Origin of the sequence: Caldanaerobius fijiensis DSM 17918 (genome assembly GCF_900129075.1) — a bacterium.
GTDB lineage: Bacteria > Bacillota > Thermoanaerobacteria > Thermoanaerobacterales > Caldanaerobiaceae > Caldanaerobius > Caldanaerobius fijiensis.
In genome coordinates, this window is sequence record NZ_FQVH01000001.1 from 177,186 (window position 1) to 198,531 (window position 21,346).

Here is a 21,346-nt window from a genome sequence, read left to right on the forward strand (position 1 = left end):
TTATTTCCCCTTTCCTTACGATTCGCCTTGTTTTTTAAACTTAATTCTCAACGGTGTCCCCTCAAAACCAAACAGGCGCCGCAGCTGATTTTCCAGAAAGCGAGTGTAAGAGAAATGAATCTCGTCAGGATAATTTGAAAAAAATACAAAAGTTGGTGGTTTTATAGAAACCTGTGTGCCATAATAAATTTTTATCGGTTTGCCTTTTATAGAGGGAAGAGGATTTGTCGCAATAACCTCATTTAGCATGTCATTTAATACTCCTGTTGCAAGCCGCTTGGACCTCTCCGCCGCCACTCTATCTATTGTTTCAATAATTCTCTGCACCCTCTGACCGGTCTTCGCGGATACAAATAAAATCGGAGCATAATCAATAAAGTCAAGCCTATACCTTATTATTTTTTTATACTCATCCATAGTCCTATCATTTTTTTCTACTTTATCCCACTTGTTCATAACAATGATGATACCTTTACCTTGCTCATGAGCGTATCCTGCTATTTTTGCATCCTGCTCTGCAATTCCTTCATAACTATCTATAACCATAAGGCATACATCAGCCCTCTCAATGGCCGACAGTGCCCTTAACACACTATAATATTCTATTGATTCATCTATTCTACTCTTGCGCCTTATCCCCGCTGTATCAATAAAAACATACTTTTTGCCCTCTACTTCAAATGGAGTATCTATAGCATCCCTCGTAGTGCCTGGCATGTCGCTGACTATCACTCTCTCTTCGCCCAGCACCCTATTAATTATAGAAGACTTGCCAGCATTAGGCCTTCCGATAACAGCTACTTTTATCGTATCTTCTTCATATACAAATTCTTCTCGATCAGGCAAATATTTGACGATAGCGTCAAGCAAATCGCCTGTTCCCAGGCCATTAATAGCTGAAATCATGTACACATCTTCAAACCCTAACTCATAAAATTCATACGAATTTTCTCTCAACTTGTTGTTGTCCACCTTATTACACGCGAGAATAACGGGTTTATTTGATTTTCGCAGCATATCGGCAATTTGCCAATCCGAAGGGGTAATTCCCTCTCTTCCATCGACGACAAAAACGATAACATCAGACGTATCTATAGCTACCTGAGTTTGTCTTTGCATCTGCTGAAATAGCTCGTCCTTTGAATCAGGCTCAAGACCGCCAGTATCCACAATAGTAAAAACTTTACCAGACCATTCGCAGGTATGATATAATCTATCCCTTGTAACACCAGGTTTATCTTCTATAATCGCAATCCTGCTCCCAGCAAGTCTATTAAACAACGTAGATTTTCCTACATTAGGCCTTCCTACAATAGCAACAATTGGTCTCGGCATTTATATCTCCCCTATTACTTTTTTTATTAAATCTTCACCATTAACAGCTGATACAACAACTTCAACCCCTAATGCATCTTTTACATCATCAAGCGTCTTATCGTCCAAAAAAATATCCTCACCTTCTTTTAGCATGACATCAGGAATAATCAAACGCTGCCCTAAATCCTTATCTTTTAGTTGACTTATTAAATCACTCCCTGTTAAAAGTCCTGCAACCGTTACTGAGGGACCAAAAAAATTATTTTTTATAGCATATACAGCTATTTCTATTTCAAAATTATCCATAATCTGATTAGCCAACGATTTTATAAATTTATATGCAGAGATACCCGTGGCTATTGATACTTTCTTAGATTTAGGCGTAATACCTCTATATTTGCTCAATGAGCTATAAAACTCATCTTTTAATTTTGCTATTAAACCAACTCCATTCTCTATTTGCGGAAATCCCTCGTAATACTCTGCATCGGGTACTTCTCTATCAGCCATAACATAAAATTCATCCGATGCGTATACAAGAGGAGTTCCAAACTGCTCTTTAAGTCTTTTGCCCCAACCTTCTATCTGTTCTATTATCTCTCGCGACGAAGGCCCATCCCACGGCGTTATAGGAGCTAGACCCTCTCTATAAGCCGTCAATCCCACAGGAACCGCGGCAATGGAAATAACGCCTGGAAAAAGACTGACAAGATCCTCTATACTCCTGTCCAATACCTTCCCGTCATTGACGCCCCTGACCATTACCAGCTGACAATGTAAGTTTATTCCACCATTCACCAGGGTAGTTAACTTATCCATTATACCCTTCGCTTTGGGATTTGCCATTAGCGCAACTCTTACATTATCATCGGTAGCGTGAACTGAAACATATAATGGACTTAACTTCATATTTATGATGCGACGAATTTCCTTTTCGCTGACATTGGTCAATGTTATAAAATTTCCATATAAGAAAGAGAGCCTGTAATCATCATCTTTAACATATAGGCTTTTCCTCATATTCTTAGGCATTTGATCCACAAAGCAAAACATGCATTTATTTTTGCATACACGGGGCTTATCCATAAGCCCATCCTCAAATATTAAACCCAAATCATCATCGTAATCTTTTGATATTTTATACCTTACAATACGCCCATCGCTTTTTTTTACATCAAGGGTAATTTCCTCATCAGTTACAAGAAACATATAGTCTAAAACATCTTTAACAATCGACTGATTGATAGCCAGAAGTTTATCACCGGGTTGTATCCCTATCTTTTCCGCAATACTATTTTTCGCTATATCTATTATCAAATTTTCTTTCAACATATATCACCTATAAATTATTATCAGGTATTAAATTGATTTAGTCAAGACCCTATTTTTCGTATCCTGGACTAACTTAATAAATTTATTATAATTTTTCCTTATTCCCCAAACGGTCAACGGCCTGCCGATTTTTATCAAGTGTAATTTTCTAGATATAAATCCCCCTATTTTAGTAACCATCCCTATAGTTTTCAACGCATCAACTATGAGGAGCTGTTCTTCGATGCCATAACTTTTAAGGTATTGATATATTATGTCTTTAACCAATTTTTTGCCATTTTTCATACCAACGATATACACATGATTGCCGTAGCAGTCTACTCCCATAAAAAACGGAATCCCTATTAGCTCTGAATCCGTCCTGTCATAATGTGGTATCGATACAATTTCGCTATAACCCGGAATTCTATCTACTGGAAGCATGCCAACATGTATCGCCGCAGCCACCACTGAACTGTGAGCACTTCCATAGCAGCTATAAATTATAATCATATGCTTCACCATTTTTAAGTTTTTCTCTAAATTTATTATATAAATAACGCTTAAACATTTCTTTACCTATTCCCAGATGAATTAATTTCATAACAAACATATCTATTTTATCTTCTAAATTCTGTGTATCTACAAAAACCAACCTATCATAATCCAGTTTAAAGATCTTTTGAACACCCAATAATGAATTTTTTATATTATCATGTAGTCTCCTGCAACCTAAAACGTAAATCTCGTCTAATTTATCATCCATACCTATATATAATAAGTCCCCATAACTCAATTCGCAAAAGAGAGGTATGGGGAATATTTTACTATACTCCGGCAAAGAACGCCACTTATATACGTGTAGTATGGCCATTAAAAGCGAGGAATAAGTTCCGTGATAGCTTGTATATATAATCTTCAATAAGCAATCTACCTCTTATCTTTATTATTTCCCTTTCTGGTTTTACCTATATAATTTGAAAACTCTTCTTTAACAAATTTTGACAATTTAGAGCTCAACTCCTTTCCATACCCCATACTAATCAGTGCAAAGCCGACTACCGCAACTGCTGCTATTACAAATGCCATCAATATACCAGATCCCGTTGCTCGCCTCTCAGACGGTGTTGTCCTGGTTATATTCCCTACTCCTGTAGGTTTTTTATAGGCATCTCCAAAGAATGCTGTTGCTATTATATCTGCATACATATCTGCTGATTTTATGGCTCTTTCTTTGGTATGCGTATCTGTACCAAATTCTAACAATATTGAATGTGGAGTAAGGCCCTGATTATAATCTCCAGACCCAAAAAAGACATCTTTAACAAGTCCTGGACTCATCTTATCAGCTATGGCTTTCATCTTATACGCTAATTGCTCATTAGCAGACCTATTGGTGCTGGCTTTTCCAACTACAAGCCTTACACCTGTTGCCGGTTTTCCTTTTATAGTCCTTATATAGTCTTCTTTAGGCGCTGCATCCCTGTGTATATCTAAAATAGCACCGGCACCATTTTTTAACAATCTAAGAGCTGTTCTTCTGGAACGAGAATAAGCATAAGCATCATGGGGAAGATGCAATGTCCTATCATATAAAACCTTTATCCCCTTCTTTTTAAGTGATGATGCTAACGCCCTATCTACATCGTAAATCCCTCCATGGCCATTTATACTTGAAGTTCCATCAGATGGAATATAAGATTCATCACTGTGGGTTGAATATATGCCTATTACTTTTGGTATATTAACAAAATTTACCTGGGATATCCTTTCATCTATTTCAGGCAATGTCACATTTTTTACAAATTTAGCATAAGCTTTTTTGGCGCTTTTATCTACACGCGTTATTTCGTAATATTTATTATCACTGCTTAAATAATTATCTCCTTTATTGAGATCCCATGATATTCTAAATATAATTCTATTCGTGCCTTCTTGATAAACAGTATAATATCCTTTTTTATCCATATTATCAGCGAAGACATTATAAGGAATTAAACAGATGAAAAATAACAGCATAATAAAGACTTTATTCATTATTGTCTTTGTTTTGAACTCTCTCACCGTTCTCACCTCTTTCTATTGTTATCCTTACGATACTGTTATCATCAACTACATCATCTCTACTCTCCTCAAAATCTAAATCATATTTATCTTGATTCTTGCTATTCGCCCGTTCAGCATTACTTTCATCATCCAATCCTATACTGCTTGTAAAACCTCCACCTTCATATTGTAAATCCTTTTTAGCAGTACCTCCCTGAAGTCTTTCTCTTATTTCACCAACAAATTCAGCTAACATAACAGAAATCAAACCAGAAAGGACAATGGCATCCAAAAAACCTGCCCCACCCAGCACAATAGGTTGAATTATACCCTTTGATAAATTCACTGCCAGCTGGATTATATCATTTATAATTATCCCCAAAATACCCCCTATAAACGACGACCTGCGTGAACGACCAAAAAGATACGCTACGATACCTCCGATTACACCATAAATAAACATTGGTTCAATAATCATGGCCTCGGGTTCATTAGGTATAATCTTCGCTACAATAAAAACCGCTACACCTGTAACCAGTGACGATATCACCGCGCGTATCTTCTCTTTGGGCTCATCTGCTCTAACTATCAAATATATGCAAAGTGCTATCGGTATTATAGCTCCTCCAATGTTAATGGAAATTAATCTGCCTAGTGGTATATCTGGAATAAAAGAGCCTAATATCATGGCAATAATGACTATTAATGCTCCTTTATCAGACAAACCCATCCTATCTAAAACCCTGTGGGCAAATCCAAAAATTACTAAAACACCGACAATCATTAACAAAATGTACCCAAGTGGCATATTATTCACCTCTCATTTGCTTTTCTACAAATATGTTGCCCTTTGGGCACATAATATATACAAAAATAGCAGTCCATCATTTTTGATGGACTGCTTAAAAAATCAAGCATTTAAATCCTTATGCTCACCTGTCTCTACAAATATAACCCATTCACATATATTTGTAGCGTGATCTGCTACGCGCTCCAGATAACTACTTATAAACAAGAAGTGCGTAGCCTGTTTTATATTTCTAGGATCTTCTAACATTAAAGCTATAAGTTCTCTATAAATTTGTGCGTGTAAGCCATCTACTTCGTCATCTAATTTACATGTGCGCATAGCCAGATCTACATCCGTGTTTATATAAGATGTAAGAGCATCTCTCAACATGTGCTTTACTATATCCGCAATCCTCGGTATATCTATCAACGGTTTAATATAAACTTCATTTACAAGCCTTTTTGTGTTCTTTGCAATATCCACCGCGTGATCCGCTATACGTTCAAGATCCGTTATAAGTTTAATAGCTGTAAAAATAATCCTCAAATCCCTAGCTATAGGCTGTTGTGTGGCGATCAGCCTTACGCATTCATTTTCGATGAAAACTTCCATTTCATCAATTTTATCATCACCATCTATAACAGCATCAGCCATCTCCTCGTCCTGTTTTACCAAAGCCTCTATTGCTTTATCTATTGCTTCTTCTACCATACTACCCATTTTAAGAATATGAAGATGTACTTTTTCTAATTCCTGATCAAAATGTGTTCTGGCAGTCAATTATATCATCTCCTTATTATCCGAATCGACCTGTAATATAGTCCTCTGTACGCTTATCCTTTGGCCTATAAAATAACTCATCCGTTGGTCCGCTCTCGATCACTTCCCCGTTTAAGAAAAATGAAGTGAAATCGGAAATTCTGCCCGCTTGCTGCATATTATGGGTTACAATTATAATGGTATATTTTTTCTTCAGCGTATCAATTAAATCCTCAATTTTTGCAGTAGAAATCGGATCCAATGCTGATGTAGGTTCATCCATAAGAATAACCTCAGGTTCAATGGCAAGAGTACGTGCAATACACAGCCTTTGTTGTTGTCCCCCTGAAAGTCCCATAGCAGATTTATTGAGTCTATCTTTCACCTCATCCCATAATGCCGCGGCTCTAAGGCTTTTCTCCACAATTTCATCCAGCTTCTTTTTATTTTTTATTCCATGTATCCTGGGTCCGTAAGCCACATTGTCGTAAACTGACATAGGAAAAGGATTGGGTTTTTGGAATACCATACCTACGCGCTTTCTTAACTCTAAAACATCAAAATTATTATAAATATCAACATTATCCAGCTTTATACTACCCGTTATCTTAACCCCAGGGATAAGGTCATTCATCCTGTTTATAACTCTTAAGAAAGTAGATTTGCCACAGCCTGAGGGACCTATCAATGCCATGACCGTATTCTCTTTTACATGAATTTCTACATTTTTTAACGCCTGAAAGTCTCCATAAAAAAGATTTAAATTTTCTATATCTACTTTATTCATATGTTTTCCCCTTTCAGAACTCGCTATTATTATAGCATATATTTACAACTCAGTCACCAGTTATTTTCCTATATATGACTTTCCCCAACCACCTTGAAATCAAGTTAAACAAAAGGACACATATAACTAAAACCGCCGATGCGCCGTTGGCAATCCTTCTGGCATCAGGCGCCAGTCCTTCAGAATTAATCTTCCATATATATACAGCTAGTGTCTCCCCAGGTCTGAACAATCTTAAAGGCGAATTAATCGCGGCTGGGTTCCAGTTTCGAAAATCAAGTATAGGAGTGCTCATACCTGCTGTATAAAGCAATGCAGCCGCTTCGCCGAACACTCTCGCTGCTGTAAGTATTATGCCCGTGACAAGAGAAGGCAATGCTGCTTTTAACAAAACGCGCGTTATAGTTTGCCACTCTGTGGCACCCAATGCAAGGCTCGCTTCTCTTAACTCATTTTTTACACTTCTTATAGCATCCTCAGAAATTCTAGTCATAACAGGTAGATTTAATACTGCCAGCGCAAATGCACCAGAAACTATAGAAAATCCCCATCCCATCATATTCACAAATACTATTAATCCAAAAAGACCTACCACAATAGATGGCAGTGACGCTAATGATTCTATGCTAATTCGTATAGCATTCGTTATTAAATTAGGTTTCGCAAATTCTGCCAGATAAATACCAGCACCCAGTCCTATGGGAACTGTTATAATCATAGAAACAACTAAAAGCAGCAAAGAGTTAAATAACTGCGGTGCAACACCCCCACCCGCCTTCATAAAAGCCGGAGGCGCAGTTAAAAAATGCCAGTCGATAACGCCTAATCCATTATACAGTATATAACCTACTATGGAAAATAAAAGCAATATAACAAAAACTGCAATCGCAGTAAAAAATACTGTCGCTATCCTGTCATTTATCCTGGAATTCATCTATGTTGTCCCCTTCTTCCTATTAACCTTATTATTATTATAAACGTAAAAGAGAACAAAAGCAGTAAAAGCGCAATTGACCAAAGAGCATTATTCCACAGCGAACCGCTCACAGTGTTTCCCATATCCATGGTCAAAATACTCGTCATAGTATGCATGGGTGCAAGAAAAGAGTCCGGTATACGAACCGCATTTCCTATCACCATTTGTACAGCTAATGCTTCACCAAAAGCCCTGGCTAAACCCAGTACAATACCTGTCAAAATACCGGGTAGTGCTGCAGGTAGCAACACCTTTCTTATGGTCTGCCATCTCGTAGCACCAAGGGCATATGATGCTTCTTTAAGCTCGTTTTGCAACGACCTTAAGCTATCTGATGATACAGTTGTTATAGTTGGAAAAATCATTACAGCAAGGACAATTGTACCGGCCAATAAGCTAAAACCCAGACCTCCAATATGATTTCTTATAAATGGTACCAGGACACTTAAGCCAATCCAGCCGTATACTACCGAAGGTATCCCTGCAAACAATTCTATTATAGATTGCAAAAAATTACGCATATAGGGCGGAGATATTTCTACCATAAAAACAGCAACAGACACACTCATAGGCGCACTTATAATTAGAGCAGATAACGATACTGCCAATGAACCAAGTATAAAAGCCAATGCGCCAACCTGAGGTCCTCCTTCAGCTTTTGAAGCACCTGGATTCCATTTTGATGAGAACAAAAACTCCGAAAGCGATACCTTATTGCGTATAAATGTTAAAAGTCCCTGAGAAGCTATAAAATAAATAATAGAGATTGTAACAATAATCATAAGAATAGCACAAATTAAAGTGAAATTTCTCCCTAACACGTTCTTTATCTTATTTTTTTCCATGGTTTTACTCCTTTATTTAATAGTCTATACTCAAAATAATATTAACAACTTTTAAAAACAGGTTTGTTAACTCCAGGTTAAGTCTACGTTAAGTATATGTTAATTTTCGTAATCTCTCGTTCGTGGTAAATTAATTATAAATTCTGTACCTTTCCCGACCTCGCTGTTTACAGTTATTGTTCCATTAAATGAATTTACAATATGCTTTACTATAGCCAACCCTAAACCCGTACCTCCAAGTTTTCTGGATCTGCTTTTATCTACCCGATAAAATCTCTCGAATAACCTTGGTATATGTTCCTTTGGAATACCTATACCGTCATCCTTAACAGAAAACGTCACATTTTTGCCTTCAGCGTAGACCTTTATATCCACATGTCCTCCTATGCCGGTATATTTTATGCCATTCTCTACTAAATTTAGAAGCATCTGTTTTATCCTGTCTTTATTCGTCTTCATAACTAAATCAATAGGTTCTATAACATACGTCACCGTAATATTTTTCTCTTTCGCCTGATTTTTTAACATATATATAACTTCTTCAACAATATCCTTTATTTTTTCTGGAGCAAGTTTTATATCCCCCTTTAACCCTTCTATTTCTGACAATGTCAATATATCATTAATAAGCCTCGATAGCCTCTCTGTCTCAAGCTCGATAATCTCCAGAAATTTATCAGCCGTCTCCTTGTCCTCCAGTGCCCCTTCTCTTAAAGTCTCTACAAAACCTTTTATCGAGGTCAAAGGTGTTCTCAACTCGTGAGAAACATTTGCTGCGAATTCACTCCTCATCTTTTCAAGCTTCTTTATCTCTGTCACATCATTTAAAACGATGACAAGACCTATATTCTTATCTCCTTCACCAAATCTACCATTAGATAATACAGGGATCCTGATAGGATTGGTATAAATCTTTATAAACCTGTATTCCGGATAAAATAACTCTATTTCAGTTTCGTAGTATTTTTTGTTCTTCAATATGTCATCGATAATATCGTGCATTTTACTGCTTCTGACCAGTTCTAAAATGTGTTTACCTATGGCATGTTCAGTATCCACTGCCAGTGTCTTAGCGGCAGCGTGATTTATCAATAACACTTTTTCCTCATTATCTATAGCAATCACACCATTAATAATACTCGTCAATACTGCTTCCAATTTGGCATTTCTATCGTGTAATTCGTTAATGGTCAGATTCAACGTTTCTGTCATCTTTTTTATTGCCCTTGCCAGCATTCCTATTTCATCTTCATAGTCTTCATTAATAGATTTTGTTATTTTGCCATTTGATATGTCTTCAGCTATCTCCGTTATTTCATAAATCGGCCGAATTATTTTCTTTAAAAATCTAAGCCCCAATAATATGGCAATGCTTGAACCCAACAGCAGCGATAAAAGCATATACACTACTATATTTTGCATGTGCCATTTAGACATGGTGCCCAGAAAAAAAAAGCTCGTCGTACCTACTCCCAACAGCACTAAAATTATATACGTAGTAAAAAGCTTTTTTTGCATTTTTATTCACCTTTGCTGTTAAGTTTGTACCCGATTCCCCTAACGGTTTCAATGTAAGGCGGATAGACATTTTCGTCACCTAGCTTTTTTCTTAAATGCCTTATATGGACATCTACTGTTCTGGTTTCTCCTACATATTCGTATCCCCATATTTTATCAAGCAAAAGATTTCTGGCTAACACCTTATCTTTGTTTTCTGCCAGCAACTTCAAAAGCTCAAATTCCTTTAAAGTCAATTCTATAGGAATACCATTTTTAAATACCTGGAATTTATCAGGTAATATCGTTATATCCCTTACAACTATTGGCTGATCATCGTCTTTTTGTTCGGACTTTTCATCAACTTTAAAACGCCTTAATACTGCTTTTATCCTGGCCATCAACTCCCTTACGCTAAATGGCTTCGTGATATAGTCATCTGCACCTAATTCCAGACCCAGGACCTTATCAAACTCCTCTCCTTTAGCTGTGAGTATAATAACAGGTATATTTTTCGTCCTATCATCTCTCTTTAATATTTTGCATACTTCAAAACCATCTATATCTGGCAACATAAGATCTAATATTACTAGATCAGGGTGTTGTTCTATGCAAACATCAATGCCATCTTTGCCATTTTCGGTATAAATCAATTGATAACCTGCCATTTCTATGTTGTACTTGAGCAATTCTATTATGTGTATTTCATCCTCAACCACAAGTATTTTTTGTTGCATTAAAGGTTTCCCCTTCCCATTTATCCATAAGTTTTTTTAATTCGTTCATAAAACTGTGTACATCTTTAAAGTCTTTATAGACCGATGCAAATCTGACATACGCCACCTGGTCGAGATGAATCAATTTTTCCATAACTATCTCACCTATCTGCGAACTGGTGATTTCTTTATCTACGCTTTCATATACCTGCCTCTCTATATCATCTACAAAGTTCCGCAAAACGTCAATAGATATAGGTCGTTTTTCACATGCTTTCAATATACCTGCCAGTATTTTAGTTTTATCAAAAGGCTGTCTTGACCCATCTTTTTTAATGACCATAACAGGCATGTCCTCAATCTTCTCATAGGTTGTAAACCGCCTCTGGCACCGCATACATTCACGCCTTCTCCTTATGGCCGTATTATCTTCAATAGGCCTTGAATCGATAACTTTCGTCTCAGCATAACCACAATATGGACACTTCACCTTACACCCCCCTGTCCTTCTTAATTATATAATAAATGTTGTGCATAGCACAACATTAAAATTCTGAATCATCATTCTTTTCGATAATACCAGGCCCATCATATTGCACAAGTATAACATCACGGCCTATTTTTTTTACATCACTCCAGGGAATAACTTTTTCATTCTCCTTACCGAAAAACCCTAAAAATTTTGCCTGTCCTGGCAATACGAGAGCTTCTATCCTCCCCTCTTCTAAATTTATCTCTATATCGCTTATAAATCCCAATCGTCTACCGTCTAATACATTAACTACTTCTTTCTGACTTAAATCCGTCGTGCTCACCATTTTTATTCACTCCCTCTTTATTATATAAAATTATATGAAAAATAGTTCGACATATAGTCGAACTCAAATATATTTTCTCATATGTGCAAGTGCAGATTTTTCTAATCTAGAAACCTGAGCTTGAGATATACCTATCTCTTCTGCCACCTCCATTTGAGTTTTGCCCTCAAAAAATCTTAAATTTAGAATATGTCTTTCGCGCTCATTTAATTTATTTAATGCTTCACTTAAAGATATATTTTCAAGCCAATTCTCATCATTATTTTTGTAATCTCCCACCTGATCCATGACGTAAATAGCATCACCGCCGTCATGATAGATAGGTTCAAAAAGAGATACAGGTTCTTGTATAGCATCCAGTGCAAATACAACTTCTTCTCTTGGCAATTCCAGTTCTTTTGCTATTTCAGATATGTTTGGTTCTCTTCCATTCTTAGCGATGAGCCTATCCCTTGCCTGCAATGCTTTATACGCTATATCCCTAAGTGACCTGCTAACCCTTATGGAATTATTATCTCTTAAATACCTTCTTATTTCTCCTATTATCATCGGAACAGCATAAGTAGAAAACCTTACATTTTGAGACAAATCAAAGTTATCGATAGCCTTAATTAGGCCTATACATCCCACTTGAAACAAATCATCGACGTGTTCGCCTCTATTATTAAATCTTTGAATAACACTCAACACCAGTCTCAAGTTGCCATATATAAATTTTTCTCTTGCTTCTTTGTCACCGTTTTTTAATTTCAAAAGTAACTCCTTCATCTCGCTACTTTTTAACACAGGAAGTTTTGACGTGTTTACTCCACATATTTCGACTTTGTTATTAAGCATATAGTTCCCTCCCGTCTCATCTATAAAAAATTATTGCCTCGGGAGGTTCTTTTTATTCTCTTCAAGCCATTTTACTTATTTCTTTTCTTAACCTTTTTATTATGCGTTTTTCTAATCTGGATATGTACGATTGAGAAATACCCAGCATATCAGCAACCTCCTTTTGGGTCCTCTCCGTTTCACCATTTATACCAAAACGCAACTTTATAATCTTTTTTTCTTTATCTGATAACTTCTTTATGGCCATATTCAACAACTGTCTATCTACATCCTCTTCCACATTTCGAGATACTATTTCTGCATCAGTTCCAAGTACATCAGACAGCAACAATTCATTGCCATCCCAATCTACGTTTAGCGGTTCATCAAAGGATACTTCCAATTTTGATTTGCTGTTTCTCCTTAAATACATTAATATCTCGTTTTCTATGCACCTAGACGCGTACGTAGCCAGTTTTATATTCTTAAAAGGATCAAAAGTATTTACAGCTTTTATGAGACCTATGGTACCTATAGATATCAGGTCTTCCACACCCACACCTGTATTTTCAAATTTCCTGGCTATATACACCACTAAACGCAAATTTCGCTCTATCAGGACGGTTTTCGCTGCACTATCTCCATTTTTAAGCCTCACCATCAGATATTCTTCTTCGTCATTGCTAAGAGGAGGTGGAAGAGCTTCACTACCGCCTATATAAAATATTCCTTTTTCTCTTAAATCCCATCGGTCCAGCAATTTGATAATAAAAAGTTTTAAATCCCATTTGATTTTATGCCAGGTTCTCATAATTACTCCTCCTTCAATTTCCTCAATATTTTCAATCTTTTCTTGATATTTCATGTTCACAATATATCTGGGTGAAGAAGGGCTCCATATTCTTGGTTTTTAGACAGTGAATTATTGTAAATAGCAACTATTACGTTTTTTACCTCTTTTTCTTCAGTGCCTTTTATTAGAACGCTATCTGGTTTAAAACCTAAAAGCATACCATTTTCTCTACCCAATGATGAAAATGGTATCATCCTCACCCTTGATCCCCAATTTGTATTGGCTAAAGCCACAGTAAGTGAACCAAGATCCATGTCAAGTCCTTTTAGATATAATTCTCTAATACTATCAGGCAAAAGCTCTTTTATCTTTTTAAACTCTACAATGATCACAGGCCAGTGAGAAAGCGGTTCATACAGACTATTACCTGTATCCACCAGGCCTATCATTTCATTAGATTTTCCTTCTATTGTAACTTTTAAAGATATGTTTAATTTATTTTTGTTTATTTTACCGTGTATATAATTTAAACCTAATTTAATGGCTACTACGACAAAAGCAACACCCATTGCCGAATAGTACATACCATTTCTTATAACTTGTTTATCTCCTATTAGATAATATATGGCAATTGATGCTCCACCAAATATAAACGCCACCATATAAAATACAATAATTTCTTGAAAAAAAAACTTTATCTTCGCCGGTGTAAAAGCAATGATAACCATTAACATAGAAAGCATTACTTTAGCTGTAAAATCTCGCATAAATCCCATATGAGGTAAATACATTATTATAACATATAGTGAACCAGCTGCAGATGCTATCAATAGTTTGTACCCTTTAAAATCAAACTTACCTAATTTGGCTGTCAATACCAATATAATGTAATTCATCAGCAAGTTCTCTATAAAGAGTAAATCTATATACATAACCTACCTCCAGTTCACGGATCTATGGATCCTTATATTTTATTTATGCTTTAACCTCATTTTTTATTACGAATATTTTATCACACTTTAATTAAAAAATATGTAAAATTATGGCATTTACTCGGTAAAAAAAATAGCAGTTTTTTTACAAAAACTGCTCATCTTTTATTATGCGTTCGTAAGAATGCAGGTATATCTAATCTGTCCAGGTCTATACTTTCCACATCAACGTGTACATTCTGCTTACTTGCAGTTCCCTGTAGATTTTCAGTTTTTTTCGCAACAGTTTCTGTAGTACCTTTTTTTTCGAAACCTGTCGCTATGACGGTTATTTTTATTTCATCTTGTAGGTTTTCGTCTATCACTGCTCCAAATATAATATTAGCGTCAGGGTCTGCTGCTTCGTATATAAATTCAGCTGCTTCATTGACCTCAAAAAGGCTGAGGTTTGGACCACCCGTTATATTTAAAAGCACTCCTTTGGCTCCCTCTATTGATGTTTCCAACAATGGGCTTTGAATAGCTTGCTTGGCAGCCTCTTTGGCTCTATTTTCACCACTGGCTATGCCTATCCCCATATGGGCCAAACCCGTCTCCATCATGATAGTCTTTACATCTGCAAAATCCAAGTTGACCAGTCCAGGTACCGCGATTAAATCAGATATACCCTGTACACCCTGTCTTAATACATCGTCGGCAATCTTAAACGCTTCTACCATACTGGTCTTTTTTTCTACGATCTGCAACAGGCGATCATTAGGAATTGTCACAAGGGTGTCCACCTTTTGTTTTAACGCGTTTATCCCTTCTTCTGCATGTTTCATACGCTTTCTACCTTCAAACGTAAATGGCTTCGTCACCACACCTACGGTTAATATTCCAAGTTCTTTGGCTATCTGCGCAACTATTGGCGCTGCCCCTGTACCGGTTCCTCCACCCATACCCGCTGTTACAAATACCATATCTGCTCCCTTAATCGCCTGCGAAATCTCATCTGCACTTTCTTCCGCAGCCTTCTTTCCTATTTCTGGATTAGCACCTGCACCTAACCCTTTTGTCAGTTTCTCTCCGATTTGAATCTTGTGCGTGGCCTTTGATAAATACAGTGCTTGTTTATCAGTATTAATAGCTATAAATTCAACACCCTTAAGTCCTTCTGTTATCATCCTGTTGACAGCATTATTTCCACCGCCGCCAACACCTACTACTTTTATATGAGCAAACTGTTCCATATCAACATCGAATTCTATCATAAAAACTCCTCTCTCCCCTATATTAAATATTGATTTTCCTACACTGTTTTTTACATCAAAATCGATTATAAAAAACAGCCAAGTACTATATTAAAAAAAATCGCTGAATATTTCCTTAAGCTTATTAATAAAATAATTATGTCTTATATTTTTATTCGCTACAGTTTCTTTTTTCTCTGGTTTATATTTTGTATTTTTGAGTATATATTCCACTATCCCAGTAGCAACAGAGTAGATAGGCGAAGCAACACCTATTATCTTAGGATAATCAACTCTTATAGGCATACCTATTACTTCAACAGCATACTCCAGGCATCCTGGAATAAAAGCTATACCGCCTCCTGTGAGTACAATACCCGACGTGATCTCATCTCTGTAACCAGCTTCTGTAATAACCTTGTTTATCATAAGCAGAATTTCCTGTATTCTAGCTTCCATTATATAGGCAAGGTCAACTCTGGATATTTCTTTTGGCACGTTATTGCCAACAGATGGCAACTTTATTGTTTCATCTTCTTTTACATAAAACACGCCTGCGCAACCATACTTTATCTTTATTTGCTCGGCTTCCTGTATCGATATCTTAAAACCCTGGGCTATATCATTGGTTATATGTTCTCCACCAATTGGCAGCAGGTAAGTATCGATAAGATGTCCATTTTTAAATATAGAAACACTTGTTTTCCCAGCTCCCACATCTACGAGGGCAACACCCAATTCCTTTTCATCTCGAGTTAGTAATATCTCAGCAGTGGCCAAAGGCTCCAGGATTATCTTTTTAACTTTTAGTCCAGCTTTATTTACACTCCTCACCAAGTTTTCTACTGATGTAATATTGCCTGTAATTATTTTGGCATCAACCTCGAGCCTTACCCCAATCATTCCAACAGGATCTTTTATGCCATCATAGCCATCTACAATATACTGTTGGGGAATTATATCAATTATTTCCCTATCTGAAGGCAATGCAACAACTTTTGCCGCCTGGAGTACTCTGTTCACATCTTCTTCTGTTATTTCTCTATCATCTCTCGAAACAGCAATAACTCCCTTATTTTCTACCAATGAAGCGTGTCCACCAACAATGCTTATGTTTACCTCCTCAAAATCCATATTGGACATCTGCCTTACTTGATTTACCGCTTCATTTATGCTTTTTACCGTAGAATCTATATCTACGACAACACCTCGTTTTATACCTTTACAAGAACTTAATCCCACGCCCACAATGCGGGTTTCCCCATTTCTATTGCGTTGTCCAGCAACTGCACATATTTTTGATGTTCCTATATCTAATCCAAGAACTACATTAGAATCAGTTTCACGCATGTTTTAACCCCCTAAGTATAATATAATAATTCAACAAAAATGCCAGATTTCCTCTTTTTTAATGTCCTTTCTTGATAACATATCTTCTAATTGTAGCGAAGTTATTAAATAATCTGGTTCCAAAAGCAAATATAGCTGCAAGATAAATTGGTACCCCCAACAAATCACCTATATACGCTAATAAACCTGCTAAAAGCGCATTACCAAAAAAACCTGATATAAATATTTGGGTATTAAAATTTCCTTCGAGGTACGCTTTAAGGCCCCCAAAAACTGTATCTAATGCAGCTAATATTGCCACGGCCGTATACGATGAATACGCTACAGGTATTTTATACGGAAGAAAAATACCTGCAATTATACCTACCAATACCCCCAGGAAAGCCCACATCACTGGCCACCTCCCTTATCCTGTGCCTGTAAGGGTTTTGAATATTTAAACTGTATGACACCGTTATAGGCCGGAATGGTTATATCGTTGGACGTTTTTATGTTTACCTGTATTCCCCAATAACGTAATGCCTCTACAATCCCGCCTTTTAACTCCAGAGCCGCCTGAAGCGTTTGCGGATTGCCTATAGCTTTTATCACAAAAGGAGCAGCGAATCTGCTATTATTTACATCAACCGTAGGGCCCACACATCTTACTTCTGTCGTCGCTATTATTCGCTCTTCATTTATCGACAATGCCTCTGCACCTGCCGCCCTTAATTCATTAAGTACTTGTAATAGATCAGTATCGTGAATTATATAGTTATTGGCATTGTCTCCCGGTTGTATCTGTTTTGTGCTATCATTAAGCGTCACTATAACTCCAGGGCCGTGTACTGCTTCCAGCCCTGCCATCAGCTTATACTTTTCATTATCCTCTTTAAGAGCATTTGCAACAGCATTGACTTTAGAAGCAGCATTTTCATAATCAGCCAATTTGTTTTGAAGCGCATTTACTTGATTTGCAAGTCCTTTTTTATCACTTTCTAATTTTTTTATTTGAGATGTAAGTTCTTCAATTCTCTGTACATTTACATTACTTCCGCCATACTGAATCGTTTTATATTGTAATGAGATCATAAGTCCTAATAAAAACAAGACAAAAGCTATTGATACCTGTCCAACTGCTTTTTTAAGCATAACTACCTCTCCTTTATCAAATTAGGTGTAAATGTTGGATTTTTCACGCTTAAATCTATCGTTCCACTTTTGTAACCTTTATTTTGTAAATCATTTAATATCACTTTCAAAAAATTAAGTTTGTAGTAAAGGTCATCTGCTTGTCCAACTTTCACCTCTATATCTGGACGGGCTTTCATTACAATCGTAGACCCGTTAATTTCCACTTCATTTATCAAATTGGTCATATGCATCTCATCTAATGACTTTAATACCTGCAGTGCTTGTTTAAAAATAACAGAATTTTCAGGTTTTACTTTCTGCTCCAACGACGTTTCTTTTAACTTAACACCGTATAAAACAGGCAATTTGTTGTCGTTGTTCTTAGTTACTTCCAGTACCACACCTTCATCATCTATTTTTAAAAAAGAGCCATAATATGGTACTAATCCTACTGGAATTCTTTCAACAATGTGTAAAATCATTTTATCTGGCATCTTCAATTTCACAACAGCATTTTTCACGTATCGAATGCTTTTTAATCTTCGTATTATGTCTTTTTTATCTACCTGAAAAATCAAATCACCAACTTTTACACCAGACAACTTAATTATTTCACCTGTCGGTACGCGTTTATTCCCTTCCACCCTTATCTCTTTTATTTTGAAATAATCTGAACCAAGGATAATGTAAACAGACACTGATAATAAAATAATTACAAACACAATTTTCAGTATTTTTTTTTGCATTTACCCTATCCCTGCCTTTGTTAGCCCTTATCGCTATCAGCGTACCTGGAGATATTCAAGAGTATGCCTACCTGAGCCATGGTAAATACCAAAGACGATCCACCGTAACTAATAAATGGTAACGGCACACCTGTAGGTGGCATACTAGCTGTAACGACGGCTATGTTCAACAAAAACTGTACTCCTATAAGCGATGTAATGCCTACAGCCAGAAGGCACCCAAAAAGGTCTGGAGCCTTTGCCGCTATCCTCAATCCTCTTATGATAAATAGCAGGAAAAGAGTTATTACAAAAAGAGCCCCTATAAAACCCAGTTCCTCACCAAGTATTGAAAATATAAAGTCATTCTGGGGTTCTGGGATATAAAAAAGTTTCTGCCTGCTCCTGCCTAATCCAACTCCAAATATGCCCCCAGATCCTAAAGCATAGAGCGATTGAACAACCTGATACCCCTTACCCTGCATATCTTTCCATGGATCCAAAAAGGCCAAAACCCTGTTCATTCGGTACTGTTCTGCAAAGATCATTATTCCTCCTAACACACCGCCTAATCCTATCAAGCTTAAGATATTGGACAGCTTTGCACCCCCTACATAGATTATTACAAGCCCTACAATAGCTATAATCCCAGCAGTACTCATATTTGGTTCAAGAGCTATTAGTACAAAAAATATTCCTACTATAATCAAATTAGGTACTACACCTTTAAAAAATGATTTTATCCTATCCTGTTTTTGGGATATATTACTTGCAAGACAAACGATCAAAGCAATTTTAGCTATCTCTGATGGTTGAATGCTTAAATTACCATATCCAATCCATCGGCTTGCACCCTTGATATTTATACCTATCCCAGGTACAAACACTAAACCCAGAAGGATTATGCTGATAACAAATAAATGTCGTTTATACTTTTCAAGGTAGTGATAATCAAAATTCATCATATAGACCATGGCAAAAAAACCCATGGTTGCCCACAAAAATTGTCTCTTGAGAAAATAGTAAGAATCATTCATCCTGAACATAGCCATAACAGAACTGGCACTAAAAACCATAACCAATCCAATAGCTACTAACAACATCGTAAATAACAGCAGGTTAAAATCCACAGGTTTATTTTTCATATATTATCCTCCTAATGACATTACAACCTCCTTGAAAATTTTGCCCCTTTGTTCATAATTATCGTACATATCCCAGCTAGCGCATGCTGGTGACAACAAAACAGCATAACCTTCTTTTGCCAGTTCTTTTGCTTTTCGCACCGCTTCTTCCATGTCTTTAACCCTGTATATGGCATTGAAATTCTGCTCCCTTGCACATTTCTCTATCTTTTCTGCGGTAGCTCCCAATAATATCAGTGCTTTCACTTTCCCATTAAAAGACTTAATAAAAGGAGTAAAGTCTTCACCTTTATCATATCCTCCTGCTATAAGCACAAGTGGGTAGTTCAAGGCTTCTATAGCCTTTATAGCAGCATCCGTATTGGTGCCTTTTGAGTCATTATAATATTTTACACCATCAATGGTCGCCACATACTCTATCCTGTGTTCAACGCCTTTAAATGATCTCAATGTGTCAGCAATATACTCCGTACTTATACCCCACAAACGCGCTATAGCACAAGCTGCCAATGCATTTTCTAAATTGTGCTTTCCTGGAATATATATATCTTCTACAGGTATTATAACTTTTTCTCTACCGTCAAGGTTTTCTAACATGTATCCATCTTTTACATATATGCCTTTTTCTAATATGGTATTTCTGCTAAAATAGACCACATCGCAATGAGCTCTTTTAGACAATTCCCTCGTCACATTGTTATCGTAGTTTAAAACAAGATAATCACCTTCAGCCTGATTCATAAATATACGGGCTTTAGCATCAACATAATTGTCAAACGTCTTATGTCTATTTAAATGATCCGGTGTTATATTGAGTATTGCCGATATCCTGGGCTTAAATTCGTATGCCGTTTCCAGCTGAAAACTGCTTATTTCTGCCACTATAACTGTATTGGGTTGCGCACTTCTCACCTGTCTTATAATTGGAATTCCGATATTTCCGGCTAATCTTGCATCCTGCCCAGCGTTTTTAAAAATCTCATATGTCAATGTCGTTGTCGTAGTTTTGCCATTGGTTCCCGTGATAGCAATAAATGGCGAACTACTCAGCCTGTAAGCCAGCTCTACCTCTCCAATAACTTCTTTTCCCAAACTCAAAGCCTTTCCGTAAAAAGGTTGATCCAATGGAACTCCCGGACTTACCACTATCATGTCTACATATTCTACCAGTTCCTCTGTTGGTTTACCCAGTTGATATTCTATCTTCAATCCTTCCAGTGGTTTTAATGAATTTTGAAGCTGTTCGTAAGATTTTATATCATTTACTACTACATGGGCTCCCAATTCGCTCAGTACTTCTGCAACAGCTATACCACTTTTTGCCAAACCTACTACTAGAATTTTTTTATCTTTTATCTCCATTTTGCATCTTCTCCAT

Annotated in this window: 24 protein-coding genes; all 24 read right to left on the reverse strand. The window is 36.6% G+C overall.

Going from position 1 to position 21,346, the window contains the following annotated elements:
- Positions 1 to 15: 15 nt before the first annotated feature.
- The gene (der, locus tag BUB87_RS00860; protein ID WP_073341189.1) at positions 16 to 1,335 is read right to left on the reverse strand and encodes a ribosome biogenesis GTPase Der; all 1,320 of its coding nucleotides are present in this window, start codon (positions 1,333 to 1,335) and stop codon (positions 16 to 18) included.
- On the reverse strand, positions 1,336 to 2,646 hold the full coding sequence (locus BUB87_RS00865; protein WP_407641810.1) for a DUF512 domain-containing protein: 1,311 nt from the start codon (positions 2,644 to 2,646) through the stop codon (positions 1,336 to 1,338). It lies immediately after the preceding gene.
- Positions 2,647 to 2,676: 30 nt separating this feature from the next.
- Positions 2,677 to 3,141 (reverse strand): DUF3189 family protein, encoded by a 465-nt coding sequence (locus tag BUB87_RS00870; RefSeq protein WP_073341191.1) that lies wholly within the window; start codon positions 3,139 to 3,141, stop codon positions 2,677 to 2,679.
- Entirely contained in the window at positions 3,125 to 3,550 is a 426-nt protein-coding gene (locus BUB87_RS00875; RefSeq protein WP_073341192.1) for a DUF3189 family protein, read from the reverse strand. Before BUB87_RS00875 ends, BUB87_RS00870 begins: the two co-directional genes overlap by 17 nt.
- 8 nt (positions 3,551 to 3,558) lie before the next feature.
- Complete coding sequence (spoIIP, locus tag BUB87_RS00880; RefSeq protein ID WP_234945914.1) at positions 3,559 to 4,692, reverse strand: stage II sporulation protein P; 1,134 nt, start codon at positions 4,690 to 4,692, stop codon at positions 3,559 to 3,561.
- Entirely contained in the window at positions 4,658 to 5,482 is an 825-nt protein-coding gene (locus BUB87_RS00885; protein ID WP_073341193.1) for a DUF1614 domain-containing protein, read from the reverse strand. The genes spoIIP and BUB87_RS00885 overlap by 35 nt, the downstream gene beginning before the upstream one ends.
- A 102-nt stretch (positions 5,483 to 5,584) precedes the next feature.
- On the reverse strand, positions 5,585 to 6,244 hold the full coding sequence (phoU, locus tag BUB87_RS00890) for a phosphate signaling complex protein PhoU (protein WP_073341194.1): 660 nt from the start codon (positions 6,242 to 6,244) through the stop codon (positions 5,585 to 5,587).
- A gap of 16 nt (positions 6,245 to 6,260) precedes the next feature.
- Positions 6,261 to 7,010 carry a phosphate ABC transporter ATP-binding protein PstB gene (gene pstB / locus BUB87_RS00895; protein ID WP_073341195.1) on the reverse strand — a complete coding sequence of 250 codons (750 nt, stop codon included), beginning with the start codon at positions 7,008 to 7,010 and terminating at the stop codon, positions 6,261 to 6,263.
- A 49-nt stretch (positions 7,011 to 7,059) separates the two neighbouring features.
- The gene (gene pstA / locus BUB87_RS00900; RefSeq protein WP_073341196.1) at positions 7,060 to 7,944 is read right to left on the reverse strand and encodes a phosphate ABC transporter permease PstA; all 885 of its coding nucleotides are present in this window, start codon (positions 7,942 to 7,944) and stop codon (positions 7,060 to 7,062) included.
- Positions 7,941 to 8,831, reverse strand: coding sequence for a phosphate ABC transporter permease subunit PstC (gene pstC, locus BUB87_RS00905; RefSeq protein WP_073341197.1), 891 nt, complete (start codon positions 8,829 to 8,831; stop codon positions 7,941 to 7,943). Before pstC ends, pstA begins: the two co-directional genes overlap by 4 nt.
- Positions 8,832 to 8,930: 99 nt before the next feature.
- The gene (pnpS, locus tag BUB87_RS00910) at positions 8,931 to 10,349 is read right to left on the reverse strand and encodes a two-component system histidine kinase PnpS (protein WP_073341198.1); all 1,419 of its coding nucleotides are present in this window, start codon (positions 10,347 to 10,349) and stop codon (positions 8,931 to 8,933) included.
- Positions 10,350 to 10,351: 2 nt separating this feature from the next.
- Complete coding sequence (locus BUB87_RS00915) at positions 10,352 to 11,065, reverse strand: response regulator (protein ID WP_073341199.1); 714 nt, start codon at positions 11,063 to 11,065, stop codon at positions 10,352 to 10,354.
- Positions 11,040 to 11,534 (reverse strand): transcriptional regulator NrdR, encoded by a 495-nt coding sequence (gene nrdR, locus BUB87_RS00920; RefSeq protein ID WP_073341200.1) that lies wholly within the window; start codon positions 11,532 to 11,534, stop codon positions 11,040 to 11,042. The genes BUB87_RS00915 and nrdR overlap by 26 nt, the downstream gene beginning before the upstream one ends.
- Positions 11,535 to 11,589: 55 nt before the next feature.
- Complete coding sequence (locus tag BUB87_RS00925) at positions 11,590 to 11,862, reverse strand: YlmC/YmxH family sporulation protein (protein WP_073341201.1); 273 nt, start codon at positions 11,860 to 11,862, stop codon at positions 11,590 to 11,592.
- A gap of 63 nt (positions 11,863 to 11,925) precedes the next feature.
- The gene (gene sigG / locus BUB87_RS00930; protein WP_073341202.1) at positions 11,926 to 12,699 is read right to left on the reverse strand and encodes an RNA polymerase sporulation sigma factor SigG; all 774 of its coding nucleotides are present in this window, start codon (positions 12,697 to 12,699) and stop codon (positions 11,926 to 11,928) included.
- A gap of 61 nt (positions 12,700 to 12,760) precedes the next feature.
- Positions 12,761 to 13,489, reverse strand: coding sequence for an RNA polymerase sporulation sigma factor SigE (gene sigE, locus BUB87_RS00935; protein WP_073341203.1), 729 nt, complete (start codon positions 13,487 to 13,489; stop codon positions 12,761 to 12,763).
- 56 nt (positions 13,490 to 13,545) lie between these two features.
- Positions 13,546 to 14,403 (reverse strand): sigma-E processing peptidase SpoIIGA, encoded by an 858-nt coding sequence (gene spoIIGA / locus BUB87_RS00940; protein WP_073341204.1) that lies wholly within the window; start codon positions 14,401 to 14,403, stop codon positions 13,546 to 13,548.
- Positions 14,404 to 14,561: 158 nt separating this feature from the next.
- Entirely contained in the window at positions 14,562 to 15,656 is a 1,095-nt protein-coding gene (gene ftsZ / locus BUB87_RS00945; RefSeq protein WP_073341205.1) for a cell division protein FtsZ, read from the reverse strand.
- Between the two features lie 90 nt (positions 15,657 to 15,746).
- Complete coding sequence (gene ftsA, locus BUB87_RS00950) at positions 15,747 to 16,985, reverse strand: cell division protein FtsA (RefSeq protein WP_073341206.1); 1,239 nt, start codon at positions 16,983 to 16,985, stop codon at positions 15,747 to 15,749.
- Positions 16,986 to 17,043: 58 nt separating this feature from the next.
- Positions 17,044 to 17,376, reverse strand: a complete 333-nt coding sequence (locus BUB87_RS00955; protein WP_073341207.1) for a small basic family protein — start codon at positions 17,374 to 17,376, stop codon at positions 17,044 to 17,046.
- Positions 17,376 to 18,116, reverse strand: coding sequence for a DUF881 domain-containing protein (locus tag BUB87_RS00960; protein WP_073341208.1), 741 nt, complete (start codon positions 18,114 to 18,116; stop codon positions 17,376 to 17,378). Before BUB87_RS00960 ends, BUB87_RS00955 begins: the two co-directional genes overlap by 1 nt.
- A gap of 2 nt (positions 18,117 to 18,118) precedes the next feature.
- The gene (locus tag BUB87_RS00965) at positions 18,119 to 18,844 is read right to left on the reverse strand and encodes a cell division protein FtsQ/DivIB (protein ID WP_073341209.1); all 726 of its coding nucleotides are present in this window, start codon (positions 18,842 to 18,844) and stop codon (positions 18,119 to 18,121) included.
- A gap of 20 nt (positions 18,845 to 18,864) precedes the next feature.
- Entirely contained in the window at positions 18,865 to 19,968 is a 1,104-nt protein-coding gene (gene spoVE, locus BUB87_RS00970) for a stage V sporulation protein E (protein WP_073341210.1), read from the reverse strand.
- 3 nt (positions 19,969 to 19,971) lie between these two features.
- Positions 19,972 to 21,330 carry a UDP-N-acetylmuramoyl-L-alanine--D-glutamate ligase gene (gene murD / locus BUB87_RS00975; protein WP_073341211.1) on the reverse strand — a complete coding sequence of 453 codons (1,359 nt, stop codon included), beginning with the start codon at positions 21,328 to 21,330 and terminating at the stop codon, positions 19,972 to 19,974.
- Positions 21,331 to 21,346 lie beyond the last annotated feature (16 nt).